The 26,819-nt window shown below is 60.5% G+C and carries 27 protein-coding genes; 20 read left to right on the top strand and 7 right to left on the bottom strand.

Going from position 1 to position 26,819, the window contains the following annotated elements:
• Positions 1-29: 29 nt before the first annotated feature.
• From BLT73_RS14790 to BLT73_RS14770, 5 genes are all read right to left on the bottom strand, one after another.
• Positions 30-500, bottom strand: coding sequence for a hypothetical protein (locus BLT73_RS14790; RefSeq protein WP_172975811.1), 471 nt, complete (start codon positions 498-500; stop codon positions 30-32).
• 1,211 nt (positions 501-1,711) lie between these two features.
• Positions 1,712-2,923, bottom strand: a complete 1,212-nt coding sequence (repC, locus tag BLT73_RS14785) for a plasmid replication protein RepC (RefSeq protein WP_089963197.1) — start codon at positions 2,921-2,923, stop codon at positions 1,712-1,714.
• Positions 2,924-3,136: 213 nt separating this feature from the next.
• Positions 3,137-4,066 (bottom strand): plasmid partitioning protein RepB, encoded by a 930-nt coding sequence (gene repB / locus BLT73_RS14780; protein WP_090525071.1) that lies wholly within the window; start codon positions 4,064-4,066, stop codon positions 3,137-3,139.
• Complete coding sequence (gene repA, locus BLT73_RS14775; RefSeq protein WP_090525069.1) at positions 4,050-5,243, bottom strand: plasmid partitioning protein RepA; 1,194 nt, start codon at positions 5,241-5,243, stop codon at positions 4,050-4,052. The genes repB and repA overlap by 17 nt, the downstream gene beginning before the upstream one ends.
• Positions 5,244-5,377: 134 nt before the next feature.
• On the bottom strand, positions 5,378-6,259 hold the full coding sequence (locus BLT73_RS14770) for a recombinase family protein (RefSeq protein ID WP_090525067.1): 882 nt from the start codon (positions 6,257-6,259) through the stop codon (positions 5,378-5,380).
• 226 nt (positions 6,260-6,485) lie between these two features.
• Between BLT73_RS14770 and BLT73_RS14765 the strand changes: the two genes are divergently transcribed.
• Together BLT73_RS14765 and BLT73_RS14760 are read left to right on the top strand one after the other, a co-directional pair.
• Positions 6,486-7,553: a hypothetical protein gene (locus tag BLT73_RS14765; RefSeq protein ID WP_176805120.1), complete on the top strand. Its 1,068-nt coding sequence runs from the start codon at positions 6,486-6,488 to the stop codon at positions 7,551-7,553.
• A gap of 290 nt (positions 7,554-7,843) precedes the next feature.
• Entirely contained in the window at positions 7,844-8,836 is a 993-nt protein-coding gene (locus tag BLT73_RS14760) for an arsenic resistance protein (protein WP_090525065.1), read from the top strand.
• A 69-nt stretch (positions 8,837-8,905) separates the two neighbouring features.
• On the opposite strand, the gene BLT73_RS14755 is transcribed toward BLT73_RS14760, so the two are convergent.
• Positions 8,906-9,307, bottom strand: a complete 402-nt coding sequence (locus tag BLT73_RS14755; protein WP_090525063.1) for a MerR family transcriptional regulator — start codon at positions 9,305-9,307, stop codon at positions 8,906-8,908.
• A gap of 96 nt (positions 9,308-9,403) precedes the next feature.
• On the opposite strand from BLT73_RS14755, the gene BLT73_RS14750 reads away from it, so the two are divergent.
• The 6 genes from BLT73_RS14750 to BLT73_RS14725 are packed head-to-tail and all read left to right on the top strand — an operon-like array spanning position 9,404 to position 13,815.
• Positions 9,404-9,811, top strand: coding sequence for a mercuric transporter MerT family protein (locus tag BLT73_RS14750; protein WP_176805118.1), 408 nt, complete (start codon positions 9,404-9,406; stop codon positions 9,809-9,811).
• A 12-nt stretch (positions 9,812-9,823) separates the two neighbouring features.
• The gene (locus BLT73_RS14745) at positions 9,824-10,129 is read left to right on the top strand and encodes a heavy-metal-associated domain-containing protein (protein ID WP_090525059.1); all 306 of its coding nucleotides are present in this window, start codon (positions 9,824-9,826) and stop codon (positions 10,127-10,129) included.
• Between the two features lie 37 nt (positions 10,130-10,166).
• Positions 10,167-10,607 carry a mercury resistance system transport protein MerF gene (gene merF, locus BLT73_RS14740; RefSeq protein ID WP_082154699.1) on the top strand — a complete coding sequence of 147 codons (441 nt, stop codon included), beginning with the start codon at positions 10,167-10,169 and terminating at the stop codon, positions 10,605-10,607.
• On the top strand, positions 10,591-11,940 hold the full coding sequence (locus BLT73_RS14735; RefSeq protein ID WP_090525057.1) for a dihydrolipoyl dehydrogenase family protein: 1,350 nt from the start codon (positions 10,591-10,593) through the stop codon (positions 11,938-11,940). The genes merF and BLT73_RS14735 overlap by 17 nt, the downstream gene beginning before the upstream one ends.
• Before the next feature lie 59 nt (positions 11,941-11,999).
• Positions 12,000-13,451 (top strand): mercury(II) reductase, encoded by a 1,452-nt coding sequence (gene merA, locus BLT73_RS14730; protein WP_090525055.1) that lies wholly within the window; start codon positions 12,000-12,002, stop codon positions 13,449-13,451.
• Positions 13,452-13,455: 4 nt separating this feature from the next.
• Positions 13,456-13,815 carry a hypothetical protein gene (locus BLT73_RS14725; RefSeq protein WP_090525053.1) on the top strand — a complete coding sequence of 120 codons (360 nt, stop codon included), beginning with the start codon at positions 13,456-13,458 and terminating at the stop codon, positions 13,813-13,815.
• Positions 13,816-13,947: 132 nt separating this feature from the next.
• On the opposite strand, the gene BLT73_RS14720 is transcribed toward BLT73_RS14725, so the two are convergent.
• The gene (locus BLT73_RS14720; protein ID WP_090525051.1) at positions 13,948-16,263 is read right to left on the bottom strand and encodes a heavy metal translocating P-type ATPase; all 2,316 of its coding nucleotides are present in this window, start codon (positions 16,261-16,263) and stop codon (positions 13,948-13,950) included.
• Between the two features lie 327 nt (positions 16,264-16,590).
• Here BLT73_RS14720 and BLT73_RS14710 point away from each other — a divergent pair, with 327 nt between their 5' ends.
• From BLT73_RS14710 to BLT73_RS14650, 12 genes are all read left to right on the top strand, one after another.
• Complete coding sequence (locus tag BLT73_RS14710) at positions 16,591-19,143, top strand: NAD-dependent epimerase/dehydratase family protein (protein WP_090525047.1); 2,553 nt, start codon at positions 16,591-16,593, stop codon at positions 19,141-19,143.
• A gap of 88 nt (positions 19,144-19,231) precedes the next feature.
• On the top strand, positions 19,232-19,675 hold the full coding sequence (cueR, locus tag BLT73_RS14705; protein WP_090525045.1) for a Cu(I)-responsive transcriptional regulator: 444 nt from the start codon (positions 19,232-19,234) through the stop codon (positions 19,673-19,675).
• A gap of 555 nt (positions 19,676-20,230) precedes the next feature.
• Positions 20,231-21,616 carry a multicopper oxidase family protein gene (locus BLT73_RS14695; RefSeq protein WP_245727354.1) on the top strand — a complete coding sequence of 462 codons (1,386 nt, stop codon included), beginning with the start codon at positions 20,231-20,233 and terminating at the stop codon, positions 21,614-21,616.
• Between the two features lie 20 nt (positions 21,617-21,636).
• Entirely contained in the window at positions 21,637-22,569 is a 933-nt protein-coding gene (locus BLT73_RS14690; RefSeq protein WP_245727353.1) for a beta propeller repeat protein, read from the top strand.
• An 11-nt stretch (positions 22,570-22,580) separates the two neighbouring features.
• On the top strand, positions 22,581-23,078 hold the full coding sequence (locus tag BLT73_RS14685) for a DUF411 domain-containing protein (RefSeq protein WP_090525103.1): 498 nt from the start codon (positions 22,581-22,583) through the stop codon (positions 23,076-23,078).
• 4 nt (positions 23,079-23,082) lie between these two features.
• Complete coding sequence (locus BLT73_RS17800) at positions 23,083-23,211, top strand: hypothetical protein (protein WP_274591164.1); 129 nt, start codon at positions 23,083-23,085, stop codon at positions 23,209-23,211.
• Complete coding sequence (locus BLT73_RS14680) at positions 23,208-23,693, top strand: c-type cytochrome (RefSeq protein WP_090525040.1); 486 nt, start codon at positions 23,208-23,210, stop codon at positions 23,691-23,693. Before BLT73_RS17800 ends, BLT73_RS14680 begins: the two co-directional genes overlap by 4 nt.
• Positions 23,690-24,259: a DsbE family thiol:disulfide interchange protein gene (locus BLT73_RS14675; RefSeq protein ID WP_027263677.1), complete on the top strand. Its 570-nt coding sequence runs from the start codon at positions 23,690-23,692 to the stop codon at positions 24,257-24,259. The genes BLT73_RS14680 and BLT73_RS14675 overlap by 4 nt, the downstream gene beginning before the upstream one ends.
• A complete protein-coding gene (locus tag BLT73_RS14670) occupies positions 24,256-24,780 on the top strand; it encodes a TlpA family protein disulfide reductase (RefSeq protein ID WP_027263678.1) in 525 nt (174 codons plus the stop codon). Before BLT73_RS14675 ends, BLT73_RS14670 begins: the two co-directional genes overlap by 4 nt.
• 312 nt (positions 24,781-25,092) lie before the next feature.
• On the top strand, positions 25,093-25,365 hold the full coding sequence (locus BLT73_RS14660) for a hypothetical protein (protein ID WP_074837417.1): 273 nt from the start codon (positions 25,093-25,095) through the stop codon (positions 25,363-25,365).
• A gap of 52 nt (positions 25,366-25,417) precedes the next feature.
• On the top strand, positions 25,418-26,182 hold the full coding sequence (locus BLT73_RS14655) for a DsbA family protein (RefSeq protein ID WP_090525038.1): 765 nt from the start codon (positions 25,418-25,420) through the stop codon (positions 26,180-26,182).
• Positions 26,163-26,804, top strand: a complete 642-nt coding sequence (locus tag BLT73_RS14650) for an SCO family protein (RefSeq protein ID WP_090525036.1) — start codon at positions 26,163-26,165, stop codon at positions 26,802-26,804. Before BLT73_RS14655 ends, BLT73_RS14650 begins: the two co-directional genes overlap by 20 nt.
• Positions 26,805-26,819: the final 15 nt, after the last annotated feature.

Here is a 26,819-nt window from a genome sequence, read left to right as displayed (position 1 = left end):
CTTTCGTGTGTTGGTGAGAAGTTTGGGGATCAGGTTGACCGACAGGGCCGCGGATCGTTGGTGATGCTCGCGCCGAGCTTTTCGACCATGTCGATGTAGGTGGTCAGCGAGACAGACTGGCCGGCACTTGAATGGTCAGCGTCGACCGATCCGCCTCGCGCCACCCGCGGCACGTTCGCGAAGGCGATGACGTCACTGATGGGTCGGATATCGATGAACGGCGTCCCTCGCGCGACCGTAAGCGCGGCCAAGGGAAAGCGCTCGATCGGCGCGAAACTCGACACGGTGGTCCAACCGAGATGGAGGAATGTCCCACCCTCGCCGCAGATCACACGCGCGTTTGGCAATGACGCCGCCTGCTTCAGATAGCCGAGATCACGCAGGACGGTCTGGCGTTCGAGCCGCTGTGCCAGCGCCGTCTGGCCAGTTCGGCGCAGCTCTCTATGTCGCCACCAGGAGGCGGCGGTTGCGCGGAGCACGCGCAAGACACCTGTTTGCATGGGAATGCCCTTCATCCGGAACGGCAGACCGGAACCCGGCCCGGACCCATCTGAGGGACCCCAAAGGCCCTCATCCGTCAGTCACAAAACCCGAAGAACACTTTCACTTTTCGTGGACCAAACCCATGAAACACCCAATCGCCACCGAACTGTACTGGTACGACGGGATCAGAACTTCCACAGGGCCCATCGGCTAGACCTGTGGCGGCTCCTTCTTCACGAGATAGCCCAAACCGTTCAATCGGCCCGCAACTGCCAACTTCTTCATAAAGCGTGCTGATGCTTTGGCTTCCCGCCGATGTAGCGGATCGGCACCCTGGAAAGGGAAACCATGTCGATGATGGCTGTTATGGGCATAATTTCTCATCGCGAACACTAAAACACAATAACCCATTGTTATTAAATCGCTTTCATCCACCGGGTGGATCAGATCATTCCGCAGCCAACATCAAAGCACTCTTTTGAAGAGTTCGGGTGTCATGAAATCAAGAGATCAAGTTGCACCCGCTGTTCTTCGATGTCGTCGCCGTCCACTACGACCAAATCAGTGGAACGCGGGACCGCTGGCAACCAGCTGCTGCGCTTGAGGAACCGATTGCCTCGCTGGCCATGTCGCCATTATCGAAGTGACTGAGAAGTTACCGGCTCCCCGCGCGCGGGAATTCGAGGATCGAGCCCTTGGTCAAACGGTTTTGGCAACCATCGATCGTCTGCTCCTTGTGCGCTACGGCCCGTAGCCACGATATCATGCAACAGACATCCACAACCTACCTCTCAGGCATTAGCACCGATGAAGGCCAAGGGAATATCCGAGGCCAGGACCCAAATCGCCGTCAGCAGGCGCCGGATAGCGTTGAGCCAATTGTTGAGGGTATTCATCATCAGATCTCAGACATCGAAAAGGGCAGGGGCCGCGGAGGCGCGCAACTGCTAGGTTGGCTACAGCGCAACGCTCTGTATGTTCTTCGCTAGCCGCCTTTGCGCTACTAAGAGCGATGGTCACCAGCTGAGGTTTTACCATGATGATCGGGATGCCCTCGTCATCAGATCTTCGCCGCGACGAAGACGAAAGCCACTTTCACGATCTCAAATACCGCCACACCTCAACCCCCTAACTTTTCTCTCTCGAACACCGTTTGTGTGCCGAGAGCCTACTTAACAGCTGTTAAGTTATGCCATGCCAGCCGCACGAGATCGGAGTTTAACAGCTGTTAAGCCGCGTTCCGCCGGCCAATCAATGCCATGACCATTGGGCCACAGGAAAACTCGCCTGCCGCAGCTTTGGCAGTCAGAGCTCGCAAGTATCCACCAGGCGATCTTATGTCGGCGAAGCGTTCCAGCATGGCAGCAACGACGATCGACGCTTGCTCCGGACCCATGAAACGCTGTGCTTCTTCCCATGCAGACGCACTGATGCCCATGGCTGGCCGCACATGGCACGCCGCATCGAAAAGCTGATGCCAATGCCGGATCTCACCTTGGTAGAAGGTCTTGAGCGAGGGACATGCCGCGATCACTAGGTGCAGCGGGATCTTTGGCAGGTGTCTTGTGTCCTGTTCATCAACGTCAGCCACCGGCTCATTCGTATCCACATCTGGCACACCCGCCGCCGCCCCGCTTTTTTCTAAAGCAGGTTCAAGATCTATAGATTCTTTATTTGAATTATGATGGTGACGCTCAGATTGGGCATCATTGGTGTTCATTTCTTCTGTTTCAGGGCCATCAATGATGTTGCGTGCCTGGTCAAGGAGAGCTTCAAGGTCGGCTCGATAGGCCGCGAGGTCCTCAACTGAAAGCTTGCGGCGAAGCGCGCGGGCTGTGAGGGCAGCCCTGTCGCGAAGCTGATCCCAGAAGCCTAGGCCTGGCTGCATCTCGTCTCCGAACTCGGCGAGGGCCGCGAGATCGCGGCGCATGAGGCTTACGACCTCTCTCAGGCGCCTGACGCGCTCCTCAGCCTCACGTACGGCCTCTGCGGCCCGTGCTATCTCCTCGGACTGACAGTAGAGCGGGGAAAGATCGAAGCCAAAGGCAACGCGGTCTTCGCCGTGCTTACGGACGTAGCGCTTCCCATTGGGGCTATCGCGCCGCTGGAGCAAGCCAGCCTCGACAAGACGCGCGAGGTGACGACGCATCGTGGAGCAGGGCATACCATTCAGGCGCTCACAGATCGCCTTGTTCGAGGGGAAGACGACCATCTCGGCGTTCCCGCCAAGCGCATCGTCCGGAAAGAAGCTGAGGAGCCCCTGCAAAACCGTCAGATCACGTTCCGAGACCCCAAAGGCCGCTTGCGCCTTGGAGAGCTCGCGCAGGAGTTCCCACTTGTTAACGGGTCTGGCTGGAACAGATGCCTCGGGTCGCTCAATGACGCGCAAATGGGCGTGCGAAATCGGCCGCATAAACGGCGAGATTGGTGTGTACTCCATGAAAATGTCCACGAAGACAAAAATTCTAGGGCCCGCGAATCGCTTTGCGCTTGCGGGGTAGGGGCCAGAACGCTACATTCAGAAGTGCGAAAACTGAGATTTTGTAGCGGGCTGATCCCGGTGCGAAACCTTACAAAGGTCTCGTGAAGCTAGCTTCTCGGGGCCTTTTTCTTTTTGCCTGTATCGTGCCTCCTTCTTGTTGGTTGCTCTTCCTCAGTCTCCTGAACGCTTCCAGCGCTCATGAAGCTCGGTAATCAGCTTTGGGGCGTTGCCCTCCAACCAGCTGATAAAATCAGGTTCATCCGTAGTTAGATCAAGTTTGAGCTGCTTGCCTTGGCGGCTAGTCTTGACCGTCGCAGCTCCAACACCGGGGATCGCCAAAGCAGGCACACCCTTTCTAGACGGGCTTGCTTTCTTCTCTGCGCTCTTCGCAGCTGCCAGAACTGCGAGAAACGCACGCTCAGAAACCTCATCGGCCGAGCCGGAACTTCCGGACTTGGCTGCATGAGCTATGGCTAGCAGTTGGTCCCGATCACCGTCGTAGGCACCCAAAGCCTTTTTGAGCTCTTCCCATCTCGGGCGACCAATCCCAGGAGCTGCACCAATTGCCTGGATGAGATCCTCGCCGACCGTCCGAACGACACTCAAGAGCTGTGAAACCCCAGCTTCGTGGAGGTTAAGGACTTCGGCGACACCACGATTGGTGCGCTCAGCCCCTTCCAAATGGTCGCCGTCTAGAAGCGCCGTCGCTACAAGCGCACGTTCAATAAAGCTCAGATCACGACGCTCTTGGTTCTCGAGAAGCTGATCTCGAAGCGCTTGATCACCTTCAACCTCTGTGACGATGGCTCGAACTTTGATACCGAGTTCGCGACATGCTTCCAAGCGTCTGCGGCCATAGATCAGGTTGTAGCGATCGCCTTCCAGTGGGCGGACCAAGACAGGCACACGCTGACCGTTCTTGGAAATAGAGTTCTTCAGGCCCTCAACTTCAATCTGAAGCCTGTCATCCAACCGTCCTTCGGTAACAATCTGCACCGGATCGATCTCAAAAACACCGCCACGCAGTCGGCGCCCTTCAAGAGCGTCAGGAGCGTTGCGAAGGGTCTGCAGCGGCAGGCCAAGTTTAGGCTTTCTTGCCATTCCGCCCCCATGTGTTCTGGATGATTTCAGCGATCTCATCGTTCACTGCGTTCATAGATTCGATCGCACGATCAAACGTCTGACGCGTGAAGTCCTTCTTGTCAGCTTCGTAGAGCGTTTGCTTGGTCAAGCCGGCATCAGAAATTGCGGTCGACTCAACCATGTGATTGGTCAGGACCGACCTCCCAAAGAGCCCGCGAATGAAGGCGATGACTTCGGTCTGTGGCGCGTCGCCGACTTTGTATCGCGTTGGCAAGAAGCGAAGCCAATCGAAGCGCAGATTTGCGCCTGCATCCCTGATTACTCCAAGGAGATCCGCAGTCATTCGCAGGAATTGGGACATCGACATAAGGTCAAGCATCTGCGGGTGAACCGTCACGAGCACACCCGAGGACGCGGAAAGTGCTGACATTGTCAAGAAACCAAGTTGCGGCGGACAGTCGATCACAACAACGTCGTAGTTCGCTTCAACACTATCGAGTGCGTCATGAACTCTCGCGAAGAACGCCTTCGCTCCGCCTCGCTGGATCGCAGCAGGCGTCTCGTGCTCGAACTCCATGAGTTCAAGGTTGCCCGGGATAAGATCAAGGCCGCGGATGTAGGTCTTGCGGATCACTTCGGCGATCGGAACCGGATCGTCATAGCGAACGGCATCATAGAGGGTTCCGCCCTCCATGAGGTCGAGTTCTGGCTGGATTCCGTGAAGAGCCGAAAGAGATGCTTGGGGGTCGAGATCGATCGCAAGAACCCTGTACCCCTTGAGCGCCAAGCGCTGAGCGAGGTGAGCAGACGTCGTCGTTTTGCCGGACCCGCCCTTGAAGTTCACCACTGAAATGACTTGAAGCTCGTCACCGTCGCGACGTCCAGGCACGTAAGTTCCAGACTTTTTTGCGTTTCCTTCAAGCGTCTGTCGGATTTCCCAGATATCGTCGAGCGTATAGCGGCGATGACTTCCAGCCGTCGTCTCGACGTCAACGATCTTTCCTTCTCGATGAAGCTTCCGAAGATAGGTATGGTCGACGCCAAGGAGCTCAGCAGCTTCGCCGCTGGTCAAAGTGCGCATCTCCTTCTTTGCATCTGGTGGGAAGTGTGCAGCGCGCTGAGCATGCAGGTTCGACGCGAGAAGTTCCGCGTAGTGCCCGATGGCGATATCTAGATCCTGTTCTGCTTCGCTCATGTCTGCCCCGATCCGTGGGCGCGTTTTTTATGTGACCGCGCGTTATTTTTCGAGACTATTGCCCGAGCAGCCAGATTCGTGCAAGCACTTTCTAGATTTAGTGGCAATCTGTTAGGCCAACACAAGTGTCGTGTTCAGAGGAGCCCCAACTTTTCCGCACGCTCAAGCAGCATTTTGACCGAAGACGGCTGCCAGCTGGTGCGCCCTCGAGGGGTGCGCTCACGCATCGATTCCAGCCGGTCGCAGATCGCCTGCAGTGTTATTTCGGGGTCCGAGCCTTTGATGGCAGCCACGATAGCCGGCAGGCGGTCATCGGTTTCGCGGCGTCCGGCGCGGCCAAGCACAGCATCTGGTAGAAACCCGTCGCGGACATAGGCTTTCACAGCACGGAGTAGGCGGCTTTGGGTCCAGTGCCGGTCGTGGGGCAGGGGGCCATTAATGATTCGCAAAACATCTTCCCAGGCCATATCCGGCCGCAGGCGTCGCACGTGGGGCACCCAATCCTGCGCGGTTTCGTTCAGGCGCTCCATGTAGCCGTCCTGTCGTGCCAGCCACACCTTGCGCAGCGCGGCGGGGTCTTTGGTGCGAAGCCCAGGATTGCCACCAACGCGGCCCTTGGCGCGCGCAGAGACAAGCCCGGCCTTCGTGCGCTCACGTATCAGCGCGCGTTCGAACTCCGCCGCGGCGCCCAGAACCTGCAATGTGAATTTTCCTTGAGGGGAGGCGGTGTCGATGGGGTCCTGCAGCGAGCGGAAGAAAGCTCCCTTGGCCTCCAGACGCTCGATCACCTCCAGTAAGTGCGACAGAGACCGCGCAAGCCGGTCGATCCGCACGACGACCAGCGTATCGCCGCTCTGGACGCGTTCGAGCACCCGCGTGAGCACAGGACGCGCGCGATTGCCGCCTGAGGCGTGCTCTTCAAAGATCTCGGCACAGCCCGCCGATTGCAGCGCCTCGGACTGGGGCAGGGGGGTCTGATCCTCTGTGGAAACGCGGGCATAGCCTATCAGGGGCATGAAATCTGGCCGTTTGCAATTTTATGTATCACTAATAAACGACCGTTTGTAAGTGAATGCAAGTGCGGGCTCTGTGGGGCTGTTCAGTACAAAGCCCTTGGTTCCCTTACGCTGAGCGCGATCAGCGAGCTCTCGCAGACCATTGCGCGCGCGTGCTATATAAAGTGTGCAGGCGCACCCTGACAAAACCCTTGGATAAAACGCGAAAGTATCATATTTTGCACATATGGAGCCTCAAGCATTTATAAAGTATAGTGTTTTTGATGATCGTCTTGAGGATGCGGAGGAGCTTGAAGAGACTTCTGAGGGCGACCTGTGGTTCCTGCCCGGTCCGATGGAAGAGGAGCCGCATTTTCTGCCGCCCGGACCTAGGGCCGAAGTGCGTGAGACCGCTGTTCTCGACGATTGGCGACATGCCGAGGCGGGCCATGCTGCCCGCCTTGCCCGTGTGGCCGGCCGGATCGGGGCGTTAGACGACCGTCTGAAGCGTGGCCCGGAAGGCTGGCGGCACAGGCTTGCGTTGATCGAGGCGGCAGACCTCAGCTGGTTTGCAGGCGACCGAATTGGCCCGGATCGGCTGGCGCTCTGGATATCCATGCGCTTGTCCGGCGTGCAGGACGACACCGCAGCGCTTGCGCGTGTCGGATGGGCGGTGCGGCGTCTTACAGGCGGTCCCGGCCCAGAGGTGGACCTGTCCGCCTTCCTCGATCGCCGTGACCCCGAGAACATGGTGGATGAAGCCGAGCCCTTCGCGGATCGCGCGGGCGGGTGGCTTGACCTGATGGCGCAAGCCGCCGACCTGCACCCGATCACGCGTGCCTGCATGGGGTTTCACCTCTGGAGCCTCGCGGGCCTCGGACAGCAGAGCAACCGAATGGAAGCGGCGGTCACGGCGTCGCGCATTGCCGCGCATGAGGGCGAGGGGGCAATATTCGCACCCCTGGCCATGGGTGGGGCGGGGGCGCTGCGCGCCGGCGGCCCCCCGGCTGAACGTTTGGCGCGCTGGCTCGAGAAAATGGAAACGGCCTGCCTGACCGCGATGCGGCACCTCGACGATATCGAGACATGGTCGGCGCTGGCGGAAGCCGAGATGACCCCGCTCTCGGGCAAGACGCCGCCAGCGCTGCGCGGAGTGCTGACCGAATGGCCCCTGGTCTCTGCCCCTATGGCCGAGGCCCTGACCGGAGCCAGCCGCGCTGCTGTCCAGCGCAACCTCGCCTGGATGGAAGCGCGGGATCTGGTCCGCGAGCTAACAGGGCAAGGACGGTTTCGAATGTGGCGCGCCACAAACTGATGGTCGAACCGATCTGTGCGGCGGCCATGTTGCGTCTATCCGCAGCGCAGCTGAAACGGTGAGGAGCGCCGTTTTCCAGAGTCAAAGAGTTCGGCTGATCGGCTGAGACAATTCGGCTTTCGCCGCGTCCCCAACTACCATGAAAGCATTGTCGACTGGGTCGTGACCGGTCTGCGGGTATAAACCGGACAGACCATACAACGCTCCAAGCGACGAACGTGCCGTTGTCGTAACGGCCTGTCTAATGATGTCTTTTTGAAAATCGCCGTCGGATAGAGCAGGGGCAGGACATGAAGCTGCAGAATCTCGAACGCCATCAAGCTTGGATCTATCTCGCTGCCATCCTCTCCGGTCTGGTCTTGGGCGCGCTCGCGCCCAGTATCGCGGGGGTGTTAGAAGCGCTGCTGTGGCCCGTGCTGGGATTTATGCTTTTCACTACCTTCGCTCAGATGCCGCTCGCGCACTTGCCGCGCGCGACGCGCGACCGGCGTTTCATCGGCACCCTGCTGATCGGCAACTTCGTCCTGGTGCCGCTGCTGATCTGGGGGCTGATCGCGTTCCTGCCTGACGATCCTGCGCTTCGGCTCGGGGTGCTTGTCGTGCTGCTGGTGCCCTGCACCGACTGGTTCATCACATTCACCCATCTCGGTCGCGGCGATGCGGTGCGTGCCGCGACCGCGACACCGATCCTCCTCGCGGTTCAGTTCGCCTGTCTGCCGCTCTTCCTCTGGCTCTTTCTGGGCAACGCATACCTTGAGCTTCTCGCCGCCGATCGCATTGCCGCCGTCTTTGCGGCGCTTATCCTGCTGCCGCTCACAGCGGCTTTCCTGCTGGAGCGTTGGGCAGAGGCGCGCCCGGAGCGGGCCACGATAGTAAATCGCCTCGCCTGGCTGCCGGTTCCGCTTCTGGCTGTCGTGGTGTTCCTGATCGCGGCCTCGCAAGTCGACGTGGTACGGGATGCGCTGCCGGTTCTGGCGCAGGTGGCGGGCGTTTACGTCGCCTACCTCGTCGCCGCAGCACTTCTGGGTGCGGCGACCGGGCGGGCGGCCAGATTGCCCACTAGCGGGCGACGAACGGTCATCTTCTCGCTCGGAACCCGCAACTCCTTCGTCGTACTTCCGCTGGTGCTGGCGCTCGGACCGGAGTGGAACGTGGCGGCCGTGGTCATCGTCTTCCAGTCGCTCTTCGAGCTCTTCGGCATGGTCGCCTATCTGTGGATCGTGCCGCGCTATCTGGTCCCCGAACATGCGGCGAACACGCAGGACTCCGCGGCGAACGAATGATCGCAAACAACGGCGCTGGCACCATTGTACGCTTGGCTGACATGCGTGGGCGTCCTCAACTATGGCCTTTCAGGTCACCTCCGTCAGCGCGTCGATCACAGGGCATTCAGGGACATCGTCACCGGTGCATTGCGCTACGGTGGAAGACAGCACGCGTTCGATGCGTTTGAGATCGTCGATCTTGGCGCGGACCGAGGCGAGATGCGAATTTGCCAGACCCTGCACCTCGCCGCAGGTCTGGGCCCCACCATCGACCAAGGCGAGCAGATCGCGGACTTCGTCGAGCGTGAACCCAAGCTCGCGCGCGCGCATGATGAAGCGCAAGCGCGCGACATGCCGATCATCGTAGACGCGATAGTTTTTGCTGGAGCGCGGCGGCTCGGGCATGACGCCGATGTTCTCGTAGTAGCGAATGGTCTCGAGATTGCAGCCGGTCAGCCTGGCCAGATCTCCGCGCCTGAGGACCTTCACCGATCTGTGATGATTTATCACGTTTGACCCTCTTGAGCCTGTACCTGCTACAGACCCTGGATTGAGGTCATCACTGAGGCAAGGATGATTCGAACCATGACTGAAACCACATCCGCCGGCCGGCAGACGGCAATGGACGAAACAGGGGCTGCCGACAAAAAGGCATGGGCGACAACCTGGCTTGGCGCGCTTGGCGCGCTTGCCATGACCTCGTGCTGCGTCCTTCCGCTGGTGCTGGTCAGCTTCGGCGTTACCGGCGTTTTCATTGCGCAGCTGGGCGTTCTCTACCAGTACAAATGGATCACCTTCGCACTGAGTGCCGCCTGCATCGGCTATGGATTTTACAAGGCCTACCGTCCGATCCCGACTGAGGCCTGCGCGGATGGCACCTGCGCGCGCCCCATAAATCGGAAACTCATGCGATCCATTCTTTGGATTGCCACCGCCATCGTCACCGTCGCGATGATCTTTCCCTATCTCACCCCATACCTTCTGTCCTATTGAAAGGCTGAACCCATGAAGTCACTCCATCTTGCCCTTGCGGTCGTTGGAACTCTCGCAGCTTTCCCCGCCAGCGCCGCCGAACAGCGCATCAATATCGGGGTCGGCGAACTGACATGCCCGACCTGCTCCTACACGGTGGCGGCGGCCATGCGCGGCGTGCCCACGGTCGAGATCATCGACTTCACGGAGGGAGAGGAATTCGGCTCCGGCACCTACATCGTCGCCTTTGATAACGAGGCCGCCGATCAGGACATGATCGTCGAAGCAATCCGCGCCACCGGCTATTCGGCGGACATCGTCGAGTCCGGCGATTTCTGATCGCATTCACCGATCCGCACTCGGAGCTGGAGACAGCATGACAGACATGAACAATAACAATGAACCCACGACCCTTTTGCGGCGCGGCCTCATCGGCAGCGTATTTGCGGCGATCTGTTGCTTCACGCCGTTCCTGGTGCTGATCGTCGCCGGGGTCGGACTTTCTGCCGTTGTTGGTTGGCTCGACTACGCGCTTTTCCCGATGCTCTTCGCCTCGCTGAGTGCGGTTGCATATGCCCTGTGGCAGCAAGCCGGCAGACCAGGGCACAGTCCGAAAGCCCTTCTCATCGGCTTGGCGGTTGTTCTTTCGGCTCTGCTGTTCTGGCTGGAGTTCCGCTTTGCTCTGCGGATTTCGGTTGCCGCCGCTTTGGCGGTAGCGGGATATGCGCTCTGGCTCAGAAAATCGGGCAGTTCAGCAGTGAGCCGGATCAAGAGAAACTGGCACAAGGAAAGGAACAGGTATGACCAAGACGTATGACCTCATCGTGATCGGCGGCGGCACCGCTGGAAATGGCGTCGCCCGGATGGCCGCGGATGCAAGCTGGAGCGTCGCCAGCATCGACAGCGAACCCCATGGCGGCACCTGCGCCCTGCGCGGCTGCGACCCCAAGAAAATGCTGGTCGCGGTCACCGAGGGTGTCGAATGGGCCGAAAACATGGAAGGCAAGGGGCTGGAGGCGCAACCTTCGGTCAACTGGCCCGACATGATCGCCTTCAAGCGCAGCTTCACCGACGATATGCCGCCGCGCATCGAAGGCGGAATGGAGAAGGCGGGGATTGACGTCCAGCACGGAGAGGTACGGTTCACCGGCTCCGATACGATCGAGTTGAACGGCGAAACCCTGACGGCGAAGCATTTCCACATCGCCACCGGCGCGCGGCCGATGACGCTGAACATTCCCGGCGAAGAGCATCTGACCACCAGCACCGAGTTTCTTGAACTCCCCGACCGGCCTGACCGCATCGCCTTTGTCGGCGGTGGCTTCATCGCGATGGAATTCGCACATATCGTCAGGCGCGCCGGGTCCAGCGAAGTGACCGTGCTGGAGATGGCGGATCGCCCCCTTGGCAACTTCGACCCCGACCTGGTCGAAATGCTGGTCGAAGGCACCGAGGAACTTGGCATCGACCTGCGCACCAAGGCGAAGGTCACGAAGATCGAGAAACAGGGCGATGAATTCACCGTCACAGTGGAACGCGCCGACGGCACCGAAATCGTGACCTGCGACCTGGTGGTGCATGGCACAGGCCGGGTTCCGAATATCGACGGGCTGAACCTCGAAGCCGCAGGCGTCGAATACTCGCGCCGCGGCATCAATGTGAGCGACGCGATGCGCACCACCAATCCGGCGATCTTCGCCGCGGGCGACTGCGCTGCCAGTGGGCCCAAGCTGACCCCGGTGTCCGCCTTCGAAGGGCGTGTGGCAGGCAAGAACCTGCTGGCTGGAGAAGACGAGCGTACCGTGGATTATCCGCCGATCCCGTCGGTAGTCTTCACCCTCCCGATGGTGGCCACCGTGGGCTTGTCGGAAGCGGTGGCCAGGGAACAGGGGCTGAAGTTCGACACCCATTTCGAAAAGACAGGGGACTGGTATTCGTCGCTGCGCGTCGGCGCGAAACATACCGGATTCAAGGTTCTTGTCGAAGAGGGCAGCGGACAGATCCTCGGCGCGCATCTGATCGGACCGGGCTCTGAGGAGCAGATCAATCTCTTCGCCATGGCCATGGGTGCCGGGCAGACCGCCAACCAGATCAAGGCGATGATCTTCGCCTATCCGAGCTATGCCTCCGACATCGGGTCGATGGTGTAATTTCAGAATTTTGGCCGGGCGACCGTCGCGATGTCCGGTCGCAGGCCAAGGAAGAAGACATGGACCAGACCGTCAAGAAAAAGGATTGCTGCTCATCGAAAGAGGTGAGCGGCGACCAATATGACCTCATCGTCGTGGGAGCCGGCTCAGCCGGGTTCTCTGCCTCGATCACGGCAGCCGAGGCCGGAAAGCGGGTGGCGCTTGTCGGGCACGGCACCATCGGCGGCACCTGCGTGAACGTCGGCTGCGTACCGTCCAAGGCGATGATCCGCGCCGCAGAGGCGGCCCATGGTGGCGCGTCCGCTGCCCGGTTCCCGGGCATTGCGTCCTGCCAACATGCGGTGGATTGGCCAGCCGTTGTGAAAGGCACGACCGATCTGGTCGCGGAGATGCGGCACAAGAAATATATCGACCTGCTGCCCGCCTATGAGAACGTCACCTATATCGAGGACGGCCCGGCGCGATTGGTCGAGGGTGGCGTCGCTGTCGGCGGGCGGGTGATATCCGCCCCGCGCATCCTGATCGCCACCGGCTCGCGCCCCCATCAACCTGCCATCAAAGGCATCGACACCGTGGAGACCCTCGATTCCACCGGTCTGCTGACCCTGCCCGACCGGCCCGAAAGCATCATTGTGCTGGGCGGCGGCTATATCGGCTGCGAGTTGGCGCAGATGGCCTCAAGGCTGGGGGTGAAAGTCACGCTTGTGACCCGCTCGCGCCTTCTGCCCGGCGCCGAGCCGGAGGTGGCCCAGGCGCTGACGCAAGCGCTGAAGACCGAAGGCATCACGGTCGAGACCGGTCTTGCTTACGTCTCGGTCGCGAAAGCTGCGGGCGGCGTCAGTCTGACTGTCGAACGGGGTGGCAAGACCGAGGATCTGACCGCCGAACGGCTGGTTGTGACCACCGGCCGGATCGCCAATTCTGAGAACCTTGAATTGGAAGAGCTTGGCATCGAGACCGACGCACGCGGCTCTATCAAGGTCGGTCAGGACATGGCGACCACGCGTGCCGGCGTCTGGGCCGCAGGCGATGTCACTGACCGTGACCAGTTCGTCTACATGGCGGCCTATGGTGCCAGGGTGGCGATCAATAATGCCCTTGGATTGGAGCAGATGCGCTATGACAACGCGGCGATGCCGTGGGTCGTGTTTACCGACCCGCAAGTGGCCGGCGTCGGCCTTTCGGAGGCCGAGGCCAAGACGGCGGGGTACGACGTCAAGACCAGCGTGATCACGCTCGACAACGTCCCGCGCGCCGCCGCTGCACGCGATACCCGCGGCGTGATCAAGCTGGTGGCCGACGCCAAGACCGACTGCCTGCTGGGCGGTCAGATCGCAGCACCCGAGGGCTCTGACACCATCCAGACGCTTGCCATGACCCTCAAGTTCGGCATGACCGCAGGGGCGCTCGGCGCAACGATTTTCCCATATCTGACCACGGTTGAAGGACTGAAACTGGCCGCACAAACCTTTGACAAGGATATGGCAAAGCTCAGCTGCTGCGCGGGGTGAGACCATGGCATCAGGCGATAGATCGGACTTCTTGTCGACGCTTCCCGGGGGGCTGATCGGCTGGGGCTTGCCAATCGCCGCGATGCTCCTGGCGATCGGCGTCCCGCATCCGGTCAAGACCTGGGTCTGGGTCATAGCGCTGATCTGGATGGGAGCAGCTTGTCTTTGGAACGCGCACCGGTGCAAGCGGCGGCATTGCTTCTGGACCGGACCGTTTTTCTTTGTGATGGGGCTGGCCGTATTGGCTTACGGGTACGGTTTCGTGGATCTTGGCGGCCAAGGCTGGAAGTGGCTGGGTGCGGTGATCGGGATTGGCGCGTGGGCTATCGCGGCTATCACGGAGCGCGAGGGCAGGTATCGTTGATAAGCCGTGCGGAACGACGACTTTTGACCGTCGCTGTCGGCGTCGCCTACAATTTTGCAGAACACTCGGTCAATCGACAGGAGAGTTCTGTATCCGCGCGATGGATTATTGGACCCGGGAGCTTGATGCAGGTCATAACCGGACCGTACGCAACCTGAGAGCATTTCCAATTACCGAAACAGAAGAAAGGCTCATCGCAGCGGCTGCAAACATCGGAGAGATCAATAACCCGAAGAATGGATACAGGATTCCCGCAGCGATCGGAACGCCGGCCGTGTTGTAGATCATCGCGAAGAAGAGGTTCTGCCGGATGTTTCGCATCGTCGCCAGCGAAAGACGCCGCGCGCGGACAAGTCCATTCAAATCGCCCTTCAACAGCGTGAAGCCGGCACTCTCGATGGCCACATCTGCACCGGTTCCCATTGCGATCCCGACGTCCGCCTGTGCCAGGGCAGGCGCGTCATTCACGCCGTCGCCAGCCATCGCGACCTTGCGACCCTCGGCCTGAAGCTCGCGGATGATGCGCGCCTTGTCTTCGGGCAAGACATCGGCCCGGACATCATCGATCCCAAGCCGTGACGCGACGGCACGCGCCGTGCGTTCGTTGTCACCTGTCGCCATGACAATCCGGAAGCCCAGTTCATGCAGCGCCTTCAATGCGGCGGGCGTCGTTTCCTTGACCGGATCGGCGACACTGACAAGGCCCGCCACGGCGCCGTCGATGATGACGAACATCACCGTTTCTCCTTCGTCGCGACGTGCGTTAGCAACTTGGGTCGCGGCAGGCGCGTCGATTCCAAGCTCACCAAGCATTCGCGCGTTCCCGAGAGCGACGGACTTACCGTCCACGCTTCCCTTGACCCCCATGCCGGTGACCGCCTCGAAGTCATGCGCGCTGGCAAGTTCTATCCCGCGCGCCTCGGCCCTGCGAACAATGGCCTCGGCCAGTGGGTGCTCCGACCCGCGTTCAAGGCTGGCGGCCAGCCGCAGGACCTCTTCCTCGTCATGGCCGTCCTCGGGAAGGACGGCGGCAAGCTCCGGCTTGCCCATGGTCAATGTGCCGGTCTTGTCGACGATCAGGGTGTCGACCTTCTCGAACGCTTCCAGGGCTTCGGCATTCTTGATGAGAACGCCCGCCTGGGCCCCACGTCCGGTTGCCGTCATGATCGACATCGGTGTCGCGAGCCCCAGCGCACAGGGACAGGCGATGATGAGCACCGCAATGGCGGAAACGAGACCATAGGCGAGGGCAGGGGTGGGCCCCCAGATCGACCAGGCAATGAATGAAACGATGGCCACGGCGATCACGGCCGGCACGAAATACCCGGCCACGGCGTCGGCGAGCTTCTGGATGGGCGCGCGCGACCGTTGTGCGGCTGCAACCATCTCGACGATCTGCGCGAGCATCGTGTCCTCGCCGACGCGTTTCGCTTCGATGATTATACTGCCAGTGCCGTTGATCGTGGCGCCGGTAACGGCATCGCCTGTCACCTTTTCGACCGGCACGGGTTCGCCGGTGAGCATCGACTCGTCGACAGAGGACCGCCCGTCGATCACCTCGCCATCCACCGGCACTTTCTCGCCCGGTCGTACCCGGATGTGATCGCCGATCTGGACATCCTCAAGCGCCACTTCCTCCTCACTTCCATCGGCACGGATAATTCGGGCGCTCTTGGCTGCAAGGTCGAGCAGGGCCCGGATGGCGGAGCCGGTTCGCTCACGTGCGCGCAGCTCCAGGATTTGGCCGAGCAGGACCAGCACGACAATCACTGCCCCTGCCTCGAAATAGATGCCGACATTGCCCTGGTCGTCGCGGAAGCCTGCGGGGAAAAGGCCTGGTGCGATCACCGCGACGGTGCTGAAGGTCCAGGCCGCGAAGACGCCCATGGCGATCAGGCTGAACATGTTGAGGTTCAGCGTGCGGAAGCTCTTCCAGCCTCGCACGAGGAACGGCCAGCCGGCCCAGAGAATGACCGGCGTCGCCAGGATCAGCTCCAGCAAGTGAGCAAGCCTTTCCCCCGTCCAGTCGCGAATGGGCATGCCGACATAGCCGCCCATCGCGAGCAGCACGACCGGGATGGTCAGCGCCGCGCCGATCCAGAAGCGGCGGGTGAAATCAACGAGTTCGGGATTCGGGCCTTCGTCACCAGTGGGCACGCCCTTGGGTTCCAAAGCCATCCCGCAGATCGGGCAATCACCCGGTCCGACCTGCTCGATCTCGGGATGCATCGGGCAGGTGAAAATCGTTCCCTCGGGCATCGGCTCCGGCGCCGGCCCTGCACCCAAATACGTCTCGGGCTCGGCGTCGAACTTGTCCTTGCATCGTGACGAGCAGAACAGAAACTCTTCGCCCGCGTGAGTTGATAGGTGTTTGGCCGTCGCGTGATCGACCTTCATCCCGCAGACGGGATCAGTGACTTCGCGTGTTTCTGCTTTTGTAGTGTCCATGTCAGGTTCCTTCGGCAGGCAGCTGACAATTCACTTAATGCTTCTAGTTGCTGGAAGGTCAATAGAAGCCTGCACCCTTTCAAATGTTCGATCCCAGACGCGGCCTCCAACCTTCCAGCGCTGGAAATTGAAACCAAATGCCAATGACTTAGTTGAACCGGTAGCAACTGAAAGAAGGAAGAAGATCATGATGGATGGTGGAATGATGGGTGGCGGCATGATGCTCGGCATGGGAATCGTCTGGCTTCTTGTCATCGTGGTGCTGGTTCTCGCGATCATTGCGCTGGTGAAATACCTGCGCACATAGCGGAAGGCCGGAGCGTCACCATGGCGGATGAAAGCAAGCCGGTCGTCATTGTCACGGGGTCGAGCGGGTATCTCGGGGCCGCGGTGGTGCGACGGCTGCACGGGTCCTACCGCGTCGTCGGACTTGATCGGTATTCGCCGCCCCATCCGCCGCATCAGGCCGAGTGCGTCTGCTTCGACATCACCGATCAGGCAAGTATCGACACCGCGCTTGATCGTGTGCGGCTGGCTTACGGCGACAGGATTGCCGCCTGCATTCACCTTGCGGGCTATTTCGATCTCAGCGGCGAGGATGATCCGGCGTATGATGCCGTGACGGTCGAAGGCTCAAAACGGCTGATGAAGGGTCTTCAGGGGTTTGAGCTTGAACAGTTCGTCTTCGCTTCCACCATGCTTGCCCATGCGCCGACCGAGCCGGGGGAGCCGATAGACGAGGATCATCCTCTCGATCCCAGGTTTCCTTACCGCGCATCGAAGGTGCGCACGGAGAAGGTACTGCGCGAGGTAAGGGGCGACGAGAAACTCGTGCTGATGCGCCCCGCCGGTATCTACGATGACAACGGGCAGTCGACTTTTCTGACCCACCAGATCGCCCGCATTCACGAACGACGATTCAGCGGCAAGGTTTATCCTGGCGATCTGTCGCGCGGGCAGGCGTTCCTGCATCTCGACGATTTTCTCGACGCGGTGGAACGTATCGTTGATCGGCGCGTCAAGCTGCCGGACGTTTTTCCGGTGCTACTGGGCGAGGCCGACCCGATACCCTTCGGCGAGTTGCAGCGCCTGATCGGGCGCGAGCTGCATGGCGAGGACTGGATCACCTGGAACGTGCCGTCCCAACTGGCCAAGCTCGGCGCCTGGACGGAAAACAAGGTATTTGGCGAGGATGCTTTCATCCGGGCGTGGATGGTCGATATTTCCAGCGATCATTATGAACTCGACCTGTCCGCCGCGAAGAAGCTTTTGGGCTGGGCTCCTCAGCACAGCCTGCGCGAGGACATGCCGGGCATCCTTCAGCGCCTGAAGGACGATCCCTACGAATGGTACGAAGCGAACGGGTTGAACGCGGCGCGGGTCTCGGCGGCCAAGGTCGAGAACGCCGTGGCTGAAGAGGCTGCCGAGAAGGCACCGACCGAGGCCGAAGCGAACGCGAACAGGCGCGAGCACGATCAACACATGCGGCAGATGCATTTCTCGATGCTCTGGGTGCATTGGCTGGTCATGGCGCTCGGCCTGTGGCTGGCCACCGCGCCATCGGTTTTCGGCACCTTCGATCAGGCCGAATTCAGCGCGGCGGTCCAGCGCGTGACGGAGGATCGCGGGCTGTGGTCCGCTGCCACGCGCAGTTGGCTGACCGCGTGGAACAATGTCTTCACCGGACTTGCCATCATGGTTTTTGCCGCCCTGTCGCTGCGCCATGGTAACGGCTGGGCGCAATGGGCGAATGCCGCGCTCGGCGTCTGGCTGCTGGCCGCGCCGCTGGTGTTCTGGACGCCGGACGCGGCCGTCTATGCCAACGACACGCTGATCGGCGCGCTGGTGGTCGCACTGACGATCCTGATTCCGATGATGCCGGGCATGTCACGCGAAGGGATGATGGACGATACCGATATCCCGCCCGGTTGGACCTACTGCCCTTCCACCTACGTCCAGCGCCTGCCGATCATCGCGCTCGGTGTCGTGGGCTTTATCCTGTCGCGCGTCCTGTCGGCCTATCAGCTCGGCCATGTAGACGGCGTGTGGGAGCCGTTCTTTTCCTCGCCCTCGGCGCTGAATGGCACCGAATACATCATCACCTCCGATGTCTCAAAAGCCTGGCCCATTGCCGACGGTGGCCTTGGCGCGATGAGTTACATGTTCGAAATCATGATGGGCGTGATGGGCAGCCGCCTGCGCTGGCGCACGATGCCCTGGATGGTCGCACTTTTCGGCATCGTTGTCGGGCCGCTTGGCGTGATCAGCATCTATTTCATCATCATTCAGCCGATTGCCATTGGCACCTATTGCACGATCTGCCTGATGGCGGCGCTGGCCATGCTGATCATGATCCCATTCTCACTCGATGAAATCGTCGCGATGGTGCAGTTCATGGTCTGGAATATGCGCCGGGGCAGACCGTTCTGGCGCGCGTTCTTCAGAGGCGATGCTCTGCCCGGTGGCACAACGGGGGGCGAAATGAGCTTCGACGCGCGACCTATGCAGATCTTTCGACAAAGCGCACGTGGGGTTACCGTCCCATGGACACTCGGGCTGAGTGCAGCGATTGGCGCCTTCCTGATGTTGTCGCGCGCGATTTTCGGTAACGAAGCGGCAATGGCGAACAGCGATCACCTGCTGGGCGCACTGGTTCTGACCACAGCGGTCATCGCCTGGGCCGAGGTCGCGCGGCCATTGAGGTTCCTTAACATCCTCTTCGGCCTCTGGCTGGTCATCGCGCCCTGGCTTCTGGGCGGAGGCACGGTGGCAGGCAGCCTTGTCGGTATCCTCGCCGGGATCGCTCTCATCGCGCTCAGCCTGCCGCGTGGGAAGCGCAGCGAGGAACACTATGGGAGTTGGGACAGATTCATTTTTTGAAAGGGCGTCAGAAAATGATTGCCAAGCGCCCTTGACCTTCCAGTAGGTGGAAGGACTATCTGGTGTTTCAAGGAGAGGATTGCCAGCCATGAACATCGGAAATGTTTCGGAACAGAGCGGATTGCCGGCGAAAACGATCCGGTATTACGAGGATATCGGACTCGTGCAACCGTCGCGGCGTGAAAACGGGTACCGCGATTTCACTGTTCAGGAGCTGCACAAGCTGACGTTTCTCGGCCGGGCGCGATCGTTGGGTTTCAGCATTGAGGAGTGTCGCACATTATTGTCGCTGTACGAGGATCACGAGCGGTCCAGCGCCGACGTCAAGGCGATCGCCCAAAGCCACCTCGCGCGGGTGGACCAAAAAATCGAGGAGTTGCAGGCGCTGAGCGCAACGCTTGGTGATCTCGTTGTTCGGTGTCATGGCGATGATCGTCCTGACTGCCCGATAATGGATGACCTGACAGATTCCGACCTCGCGGAGACACGAAACTATCCTACTGGCACAACCCTCGGAACACTGGTAAATTAACCGCATGCACTTTGTCGCCCGCCTCATCATGATAACTGTCCTTGCCGCCTTCGCGGTAAGCTCGGTTGCGCATGCGGCCGGTTCGGCCAGGATGGCATCTGAAATGATCGCAGCCGGAGCTGAAATGGCAGGTGCTGGCTGCGAGGCATGTGATGACGATACGGCGGGAACCTTGGGCGTCGCATGCGATTTTGTGTGCAACTCGGCGACCGCCGTCGCGCTGGTGGGAGCCTCGGCGGAATTTGGTTCAATTGCAGTTTCGAGCGCTCATGGACTGCCGATCGCGCGGGATTTTCGCGGTCTGAGCAGTCCGCCTGCCAAACAGCCTCCAAGATTCCTTCTCTGATCTGACACGCGCCGCGGTTTCGCGGTCGCAGTGTCATGCCGTGACAGTGGAGCCATGCCGCTCCGTGTTGCGGGTATTCCAAACCGCAGTTGCCGCTTTGGCTCCGGCGGAGGACCCCATTATTATCAGAGAGCCCCTGTCCGATGTCTTTGAAGTGCAAACCTAACGTCACGCGCCGCGCCTTTGTCGCGTCGTCGCTCGCGGGTGTGATGTCCACCACCCTGCCTTTTCCGGGGATGGCGGAAGCCGCGATCCGCAAATTCTCGCTCCGGGCCACTCCGGGAAGGACACGGCTTGTTCCTGAGCCACATCCCGACACCGCGGCCTGGTGCTACAACGGTAAGGTTCCGGGCCCGGAGATCCGCCTTCGGCAAGGTGATCGCCTTCAGGTCGAGGTTATCAACGACCTTGCGGAGGAAACCACCGTGCATTGGCATGGTATCCGGCTTCCCAACGCAATGGACGGGGTGCCGCATCTGACACAGGCTCCGATCGCTCCGGGCGACAGGTTCGTTTACGAATTCAATGCAGTCGATGCCGGCACCTTCTGGTATCACCCGCACCAGCGCAGCTTCGAGCAGGTCGGGCGCGGTCTCTACGGTCCCCTTATCGTCGAGGAGGCCAATCCGCCTCGTGTCGACCGCGAAGTTACCTGGGTGCTGGACGACTGGCGACTGACCGACGACGCATCGATTTCTGACGATTTCGGCAATGCCCATGACGTGAGTCACGCGGGCCGCCTCGGCAACACCGTGACGATCAACGGTCTTGTGCCGGAGACATTCGAGGTGGCATCAGGGGAGCGGATCCGCCTCCGCCTGATCAACGCCGCGAATGCCCGGATCTTCGCGCTCGATTTCGGGGACCATACACCGCGCATCATCGCGCTCGACGGCCAACCCGTCACGCCACATGACCCGCCGGGCGGTCTTGTCGTTCTTGGACCCGCAATGCGCGCCGACGTAATCCTGGATTGCATCGGTGTGCCCGGCGCGCAATCCCAGCTTGTCGACCGTGCCTATCGCGGGAACGATTTTCGAGTCCTCGATTTCACCTACGCTGATACCGCCCTGCGCGAGGCTACACCGGACTGGCTGATCACACTGCCAGTCAACCCTATTCCCGAACCAGACCTGAGTTCTGCGCAGCGTCATGAGGTGACGTTCACCGGCGGGATGATGGGCATGATGGTGGAGCGGGAGATGGGCCTGGAGCCGCGTGGAGGCATGATGGGCGGCGGGATGATGGGCATGATGCATGACGGACGCGGCATCTGGTTCGTCAACGGAAAAGCCGCCGAGGGGCATGTGCTCGACCCGTTCCTGACGCTTAAACGCGACGCAAGTCACATTCTGGAAATGACCAACGCGACCGCTTTTGATCACCCGATTCATCTGCACGGCCACTCATTCCGCGTAATCAGCCGAAACGGTGCGCCGACGCCGCATCGGGAATGGCAGGACACGGTGCTCATGGCGCCCCGCGAACGGGTCGAGATCGCCTTCGTCGCCGACAACCTCGGCGACTGGATGTTCCACTGCCACATTCTCGAACACCAGGCTGCGGGAATGATGGGCGTGATCCGCGTCGCATGAGCTCCGGAGGAGGACAAGATATGACTAACAGTACCTTGATTTTTGAGCCGGACAGACGCCACTTCCTGGCACTGGGTATGGGTGCAGCCACAGTGCTCGTATTGCCCGGCGCGGTGCGCGCGGCCGACCGGGCGGCCGATATTCGAACGCTCGCCTTCGACGGCGACACGCTGCTGATCGCAGGCGCAACACTGAGGGCCAGCCTCGACGGCGGTCGCAGCTGGCATGTGAGACCGACACCTTCCCCGGTCTCCTCGATCGCCACGCATCCTGCGCGTCCCGGACGTCTCCTTGCCGGACTGGCGCGGGGAGGGGTGGCCGTGTCCGGCGATGGCGGATCGTCATGGACTACCCGAAGCGACGGGCTTGCCTCCGGTGAGGTCACGGCGCTGGCTGTGGCCGCCGGAAACCCCGACATGATCTATGCCGCGATCCGCGGCGACGGCCTCTGGAAGAGCGAGGATGCAGGCGCAACCTGGGCCCTGGCCATGGACCGGCCCTGGCTCGACGCGGCCGAGCGCGACCCGCTGACGCTGGCATCGGTTGATCTCGAAACCGGGATGGGCGGCATCTGGATCTATGCCGGAACCGAGAAAGGCCTGACCCGTGTTCCAGACTGTTTCTGCCGCTGGCAGGAAGTTCAGCCCGGCAATGCGATGGACGCGCTGGTGACGGGCGATGCGCCACCTGCCGAGGCACCGCTGCCGACGGATGAGCCGGTCCTGTCACTGGCCAGCGCCCCTTCGGCACCTTCGACACTATATGCGGCGCTGCCGTCGGGGGTGTGGGCGTCGCAGAACGGCGGCGTGGTTTGGACCCAGAAGGCAAAAGGGCAGGGGAGGGCCGTCGCGGTCCACCCTAGGGACGAAAATCACGTAGCCGCCCTCCTCGACGGCACCCTGAACCTCAGCCGCGATGGCGGCGCTACCTGGGCCGCGCTCGCGGTCGCATGATGGAGAACCCCATGAACAGAAGATATGTCCTGGCTTCGCTTGCTGCACTTGGCGTCGGCGGAACCTTCACTTTCACGACGCTGACTTCAGCACAAAGCACCGAAGACGCGACCGGTCCCGCAAGTACCGACGTGTCAGACGGAACGAAGCAGATCACGATCTGGCGCGATCCGGGCTGCGGTTGCTGCGACACCTACGCCGATTACCTGGAAGAGAACGGTTATACGGTAACACGCATCGACGATCGGGAATTCGACAAGCGCTCGATCGAAGTCGGCGTTCCCGAACAGGGGCTCGGCTGTCATCTGGCCGAGATCGAAGGCTATTTTGTCAGTGGACTGGTGCCCTCGGAGATCCTGGAAAGGCTGGTCGCGGAGAAGCCCGACATCACCGGCATTACTTTGCCGGGCATGCCTGCGAACGCACCGGGCATGGCAAGAGTAAAGACCGGTACGCTCAAGACCTACGCCTTCGGCGAGGGCGGGATCGCCGTTTACTCCGATGAGTAACTGCATGGACATGATGAACGGCCCGATGATGGGTGTGATGATGTTCGGTGGAGGGCTATTGCTCCTGCTCGTCGCTGCGGTTCTGGTGCTCAGCCTCGTCGCACTCGTGAAATACCTCAGGAGTGCGACATGAGGCGGGCCGCAACAATCGGTGCCGCCATCGTCGCACTATCCGCGATCGGCTTTGCCGTCCTCGCGCAGTCGGAAAGTGACGAAGCTTCTGTGGATGGGCTGTCCTTCCTCGGTGAACCCGTGACTACTGCGGACATCGCAGCCGGCGAGACGCTCTACGCGAAGAATTGCGCGTCCTGTCATGGTGCCGAACTGGAAGGGCAGCCCGATTGGCGGCGGCGTCTAGACAATGGGCGCATGCCCGCTCCGCCACATGACGAAACCGGCCATACCTGGCACCATTCGGACCGGAACCTCTTTATCGTAACCAAGGGCGGCGTCGGTGCCGTCGTGCCCGGTTATGAAAGCGACATGCCGGCGTTTGAAGGCATCCTGACCGACGACGAGATTGCCGATGTTCTCTCTTACATCAAAAGCACCTGGCCGGATCGACAGCGCGAATTCCAGGCGGAAGTCTCTGTCAACGACAAGGGTGATTTATGAGCGCGGTCGAGGCCAATCGCCGTAAGGGTCGGCTTGTCACCGTGCTGCCAGTTGCGATCTTCGCCCTCATCGGCGCAGGTTTTTATTGGGGCCTGTTCAATGGCAACGACACTCTTCCTTCCCCACTTGTTGGCAAGGCGGTGCCTGAGTTCGACTTGCCGCCGATAGAGGGACGAACCGACGGTCTGTCGACCGCCGACCTCAAAGGGCAGGTGTCTATCGTGAACGTCTGGGCGTCCTGGTGCGTGCCGTGCCGGGTAGAGATGCCGTTGCTGAACGAACTGGCGGCGCAGGGTGAAGTCCCGATCTTCGGCATAAACTACAAGGACCGTCCCGAAGAGGCATTGGGCTTTCTCGATGAGCTTGGTGACCCTTACACCCGCATCGGCGCCGACCGGAACGGGCGCGTGTCCATCGATTGGGGCGTCTACGGCTTGCCCGAGACCTTCGTGATCGATGCCGAGGGCCGGATTGCCTACAAGCATATCGGCCCCTTCAACCGCAACTCTCTGGAGGAAAACATCCTTCCCGTGGTGCGGCGTCTTCAGGAAGGAGCGGGATCATGAAACGACGTGAATTGTTGACTGGCATGGCGGCGATTGGCGTCGCAAGGCCGGTTCAAGCTAGACCATTGATGCCGCTTCACGAAAAGCCGCGAGAGATGTTGTCGCCGCCCTTCGTGGACGGGGCGGGGCGCGATCTGACGCTGGCGGATTTCCGGGGCAGGGTGGTCCTACTGAACATCTGGGCAACCTGGTGTGTTCCCTGTCGTGAAGAGATGCCAACGCTCGACGCTTTGCAGGAAAAGCTGGGCGGGGACGATTTCCATGTCCTGCCACTCTCGATCGACCGCGCGGGAATGAAGGTGGTGCGCCGCTTCTACGAGGAAATCGGCATTCGCCATCTGGGAATGTACCTCGCCGACAGCACAAGGGCGATGCTGGCATTCGGTGTACTGGGCCTTCCCACCACGATCTTGATCGATCGCAACGGTTTCGAGCGCGGACGACTTGTGGGGCCGGCCGAATGGGACAGCCATGAAGTCATGGCCCAAATCCAGACCATCATCAACGAAAGGAGTGAATAGCCAATGTCCGAAACATCACCTTACACCGAAACGCCGGAGGCACGTCCGTGGCGGCCGCAATTGGGACGGCGAAGTCTGATTCTTGCGTCAATGGCGATCATTGGCGCCGGGCTTTACTTGAATTGGGGCTGGGTGACGGCCATCGGAGCCGCGCCGCTGATCCTGGCCGTGGCACCCTGCGCCGTGATGTGCGGGCTTGGCGTCTGCGTGATGTGCAAATCCAACTCATGCGAAAAAGTAACTCGGCCGCAGAGCCGAGCTTGTCGAGGGACTGAACCCGAAAAGCTCTAGAAAACCTGAAGGAGAAACTTAATGACACTTTTCAAGAACCTGAGCATGGCGACTGCCGTGTCCACACTTTTGGCCACCGGCGTGGTTGCCCAGGACAACACCGGTTTGTCCGGCCAGATGATGGACGGTGAGAGCGGCATGGCCGGCAACATAATGAACGCCGACATGGACGGCATGATGCCCATGATGAAGATGATGCAGAAAATGGGCCCGATGATGGAGGCCTGCACAGAGATGATGGAGGCAATGAACAACTCCGAGAATGGAGCCGCCACTTCGACCGACAAGGGCTGAACAGTTATCGCCGGAGGCTGATGCCCCCGGCGATAAGGCGCGGAAAATCGAGATGACATTCAAAACTACCCTTCACATGCTTGCAGTTTTGCTTTGGGCGCTGATTTCTGCGCCCGCGACTTCGCTAGCCCAGCAATCGACGCCGCTCGAGCAGGTTGAGCAAGAGGCCATCAAAGCCTTGATCCTGCAAACCATCCGCGAGAACCCGGAAGTTCTCGTGGATACGCTCCTGGCCTTCCAGGAAGAGGCTGAAGCGGCAGCTCAAGCCCAACAACGTGCTGCGATCCAGCGCGTTGGTGAACTGCTGCGGACGGACGCGAACACCGGCGTGATGGGCAATCCTGATGGCGACATCGTGCTTGTCGAATTCTTTGACTACAACTGCCCCTATTGCCGACGCGCGGCCCCGGTCCTTTTCGAATTGATCGAGGAGAACCCGGATTTGCGCATCATCATGAGGGAGTGGCCCATTCTCGGGCCAGACTCCAAACTGGCGGCTCGGGCGTCGCTGGCGGCAATAAAACAGAACAAGTTTGAAGCGTTTCACGAGGCTCTGATGGCGCAGCCTCGCGCCAATACCGTCTTCATAAGGCGGGCTGCTGAACAGGCGGGTCTGGATTACGACCAGTTGCAGGTGGACATGGCCGCGCCCGAAATCGACGCCCATATCGAAACGTCTCGAAACCTTGCGGGGCAGCTCGGGATATCCGGCACGCCGACGTTTCTGATCGGCGAGACGCTCGTTCCTGGATTGTTGGAAAAGGCCGATCTTCAGGCTTTGATTTCGGAGGCCGGAGATGTCGATGGAACCCAGTGAAACCTCTCCCAAGGCGCGGCTCTTGAGAACTATATTGTGGGGCACTGTAATTTTGGTCATCGCCGGGGTGGCGATATCTTGGGCCTTGGACATGTATCTCGGCAACGGATCGAAGACCGTCCGCTATTCGGGCGAGGCGGATATTCGATCCGAATTTTCACTCACGGATCATACCGGACAAGAGGTGACCCAAGCCGATTACACCTATCGCTGGCAACTTGTATTCTTCGGATTTACGAATTGTCCTGACATCTGCCCCACCACTCTGGCCTACATGGCCAGCGTCGTGGATCTGCTCGGCGAAGATGCGGACCAGGTGGCGCCGATCTTCATCACGGTCGATCCGGAACGCGACACAGTGCCGGTAATGGCTGAATATGTATCAGTCTTTCATCCGAGCCTGATCGGCCTGACCGGGACTGAAGCGCAGGTTGCCGAGGCCACCAGGAATTTCCGCACATGGTACGAGCGGACCGAGGACGATAGCGCGCCGGACGGTTATTTCATGGCGCATGCCGGACACATCTACCTCATGCAGCCCAGTGGCGAATTTGAGGCGGTCTATCAGGAAGGCGGCCAACCGCCGGAGGCGCTGGCGCAGGAAATCCGCAAAAAGTTATGAGTGAAGGAACTTACC

The sequence above is a fragment of the Paracoccus isoporae genome, from assembly GCF_900101865.1.
GTDB lineage: Bacteria > Pseudomonadota > Alphaproteobacteria > Rhodobacterales > Rhodobacteraceae > Paracoccus > Paracoccus isoporae.
Note: the sequence above shows the minus strand (reverse complement) of the source record. Positions and strands in the feature narration are given on the sequence as shown.

What these genes read in the sequence shown, in the direction of transcription:
- BLT73_RS14790 (WP_172975811.1), bottom strand. Translation starts at nt 500, where the DNA reads ATGCAAACAGGTGTCTTGCGCGTGCTCCGCGCAACCGCCGCCTCCTGG.
- repC (WP_089963197.1), bottom strand. Translation starts at nt 2,923, where the DNA reads ATGGAGTACACACCAATCTCGCCGTTTATGCGGCCGATTTCGCACGCC.
- repB (WP_090525071.1), bottom strand. Translation starts at nt 4,066, where the DNA reads ATGGCAAGAAAGCCTAAACTTGGCCTGCCGCTGCAGACCCTTCGCAAC.
- repA (WP_090525069.1), bottom strand. Translation starts at nt 5,243, where the DNA reads ATGAGCGAAGCAGAACAGGATCTAGATATCGCCATCGGGCACTACGCG.
- BLT73_RS14770 (WP_090525067.1), bottom strand. Translation starts at nt 6,259, where the DNA reads ATGCCCCTGATAGGCTATGCCCGCGTTTCCACAGAGGATCAGACCCCC.
- BLT73_RS14765 (WP_176805120.1), top strand. Translation starts at nt 6,486, where the DNA reads ATGGAGCCTCAAGCATTTATAAAGTATAGTGTTTTTGATGATCGTCTT.
- BLT73_RS14760 (WP_090525065.1), top strand. Translation starts at nt 7,844, where the DNA reads ATGAAGCTGCAGAATCTCGAACGCCATCAAGCTTGGATCTATCTCGCT.
- BLT73_RS14750 (WP_176805118.1), top strand. Translation starts at nt 9,404, where the DNA reads ATGACTGAAACCACATCCGCCGGCCGGCAGACGGCAATGGACGAAACA.
- BLT73_RS14745 (WP_090525059.1), top strand. Translation starts at nt 9,824, where the DNA reads ATGAAGTCACTCCATCTTGCCCTTGCGGTCGTTGGAACTCTCGCAGCT.
- merF (WP_082154699.1), top strand. Translation starts at nt 10,167, where the DNA reads ATGACAGACATGAACAATAACAATGAACCCACGACCCTTTTGCGGCGC.
- BLT73_RS14735 (WP_090525057.1), top strand. Translation starts at nt 10,591, where the DNA reads ATGACCAAGACGTATGACCTCATCGTGATCGGCGGCGGCACCGCTGGA.
- merA (WP_090525055.1), top strand. Translation starts at nt 12,000, where the DNA reads ATGGACCAGACCGTCAAGAAAAAGGATTGCTGCTCATCGAAAGAGGTG.
- BLT73_RS14725 (WP_090525053.1), top strand. Translation starts at nt 13,456, where the DNA reads ATGGCATCAGGCGATAGATCGGACTTCTTGTCGACGCTTCCCGGGGGG.
- BLT73_RS14720 (WP_090525051.1), bottom strand. Translation starts at nt 16,263, where the DNA reads ATGGACACTACAAAAGCAGAAACACGCGAAGTCACTGATCCCGTCTGC.
- BLT73_RS14710 (WP_090525047.1), top strand. Translation starts at nt 16,591, where the DNA reads ATGGCGGATGAAAGCAAGCCGGTCGTCATTGTCACGGGGTCGAGCGGG.
- cueR (WP_090525045.1), top strand. Translation starts at nt 19,232, where the DNA reads ATGAACATCGGAAATGTTTCGGAACAGAGCGGATTGCCGGCGAAAACG.
- BLT73_RS14695 (WP_245727354.1), top strand. Translation starts at nt 20,231, where the DNA reads ATGTCCACCACCCTGCCTTTTCCGGGGATGGCGGAAGCCGCGATCCGC.
- BLT73_RS14690 (WP_245727353.1), top strand. Translation starts at nt 21,637, where the DNA reads ATGACTAACAGTACCTTGATTTTTGAGCCGGACAGACGCCACTTCCTG.
- BLT73_RS14685 (WP_090525103.1), top strand. Translation starts at nt 22,581, where the DNA reads ATGAACAGAAGATATGTCCTGGCTTCGCTTGCTGCACTTGGCGTCGGC.
- BLT73_RS17800 (WP_274591164.1), top strand. Translation starts at nt 23,083, where the DNA reads ATGGACATGATGAACGGCCCGATGATGGGTGTGATGATGTTCGGTGGA.
- BLT73_RS14680 (WP_090525040.1), top strand. Translation starts at nt 23,208, where the DNA reads ATGAGGCGGGCCGCAACAATCGGTGCCGCCATCGTCGCACTATCCGCG.
- BLT73_RS14675 (WP_027263677.1), top strand. Translation starts at nt 23,690, where the DNA reads ATGAGCGCGGTCGAGGCCAATCGCCGTAAGGGTCGGCTTGTCACCGTG.
- BLT73_RS14670 (WP_027263678.1), top strand. Translation starts at nt 24,256, where the DNA reads ATGAAACGACGTGAATTGTTGACTGGCATGGCGGCGATTGGCGTCGCA.
- BLT73_RS14660 (WP_074837417.1), top strand. Translation starts at nt 25,093, where the DNA reads ATGACACTTTTCAAGAACCTGAGCATGGCGACTGCCGTGTCCACACTT.
- BLT73_RS14655 (WP_090525038.1), top strand. Translation starts at nt 25,418, where the DNA reads ATGACATTCAAAACTACCCTTCACATGCTTGCAGTTTTGCTTTGGGCG.
- BLT73_RS14650 (WP_090525036.1), top strand. Translation starts at nt 26,163, where the DNA reads ATGTCGATGGAACCCAGTGAAACCTCTCCCAAGGCGCGGCTCTTGAGA.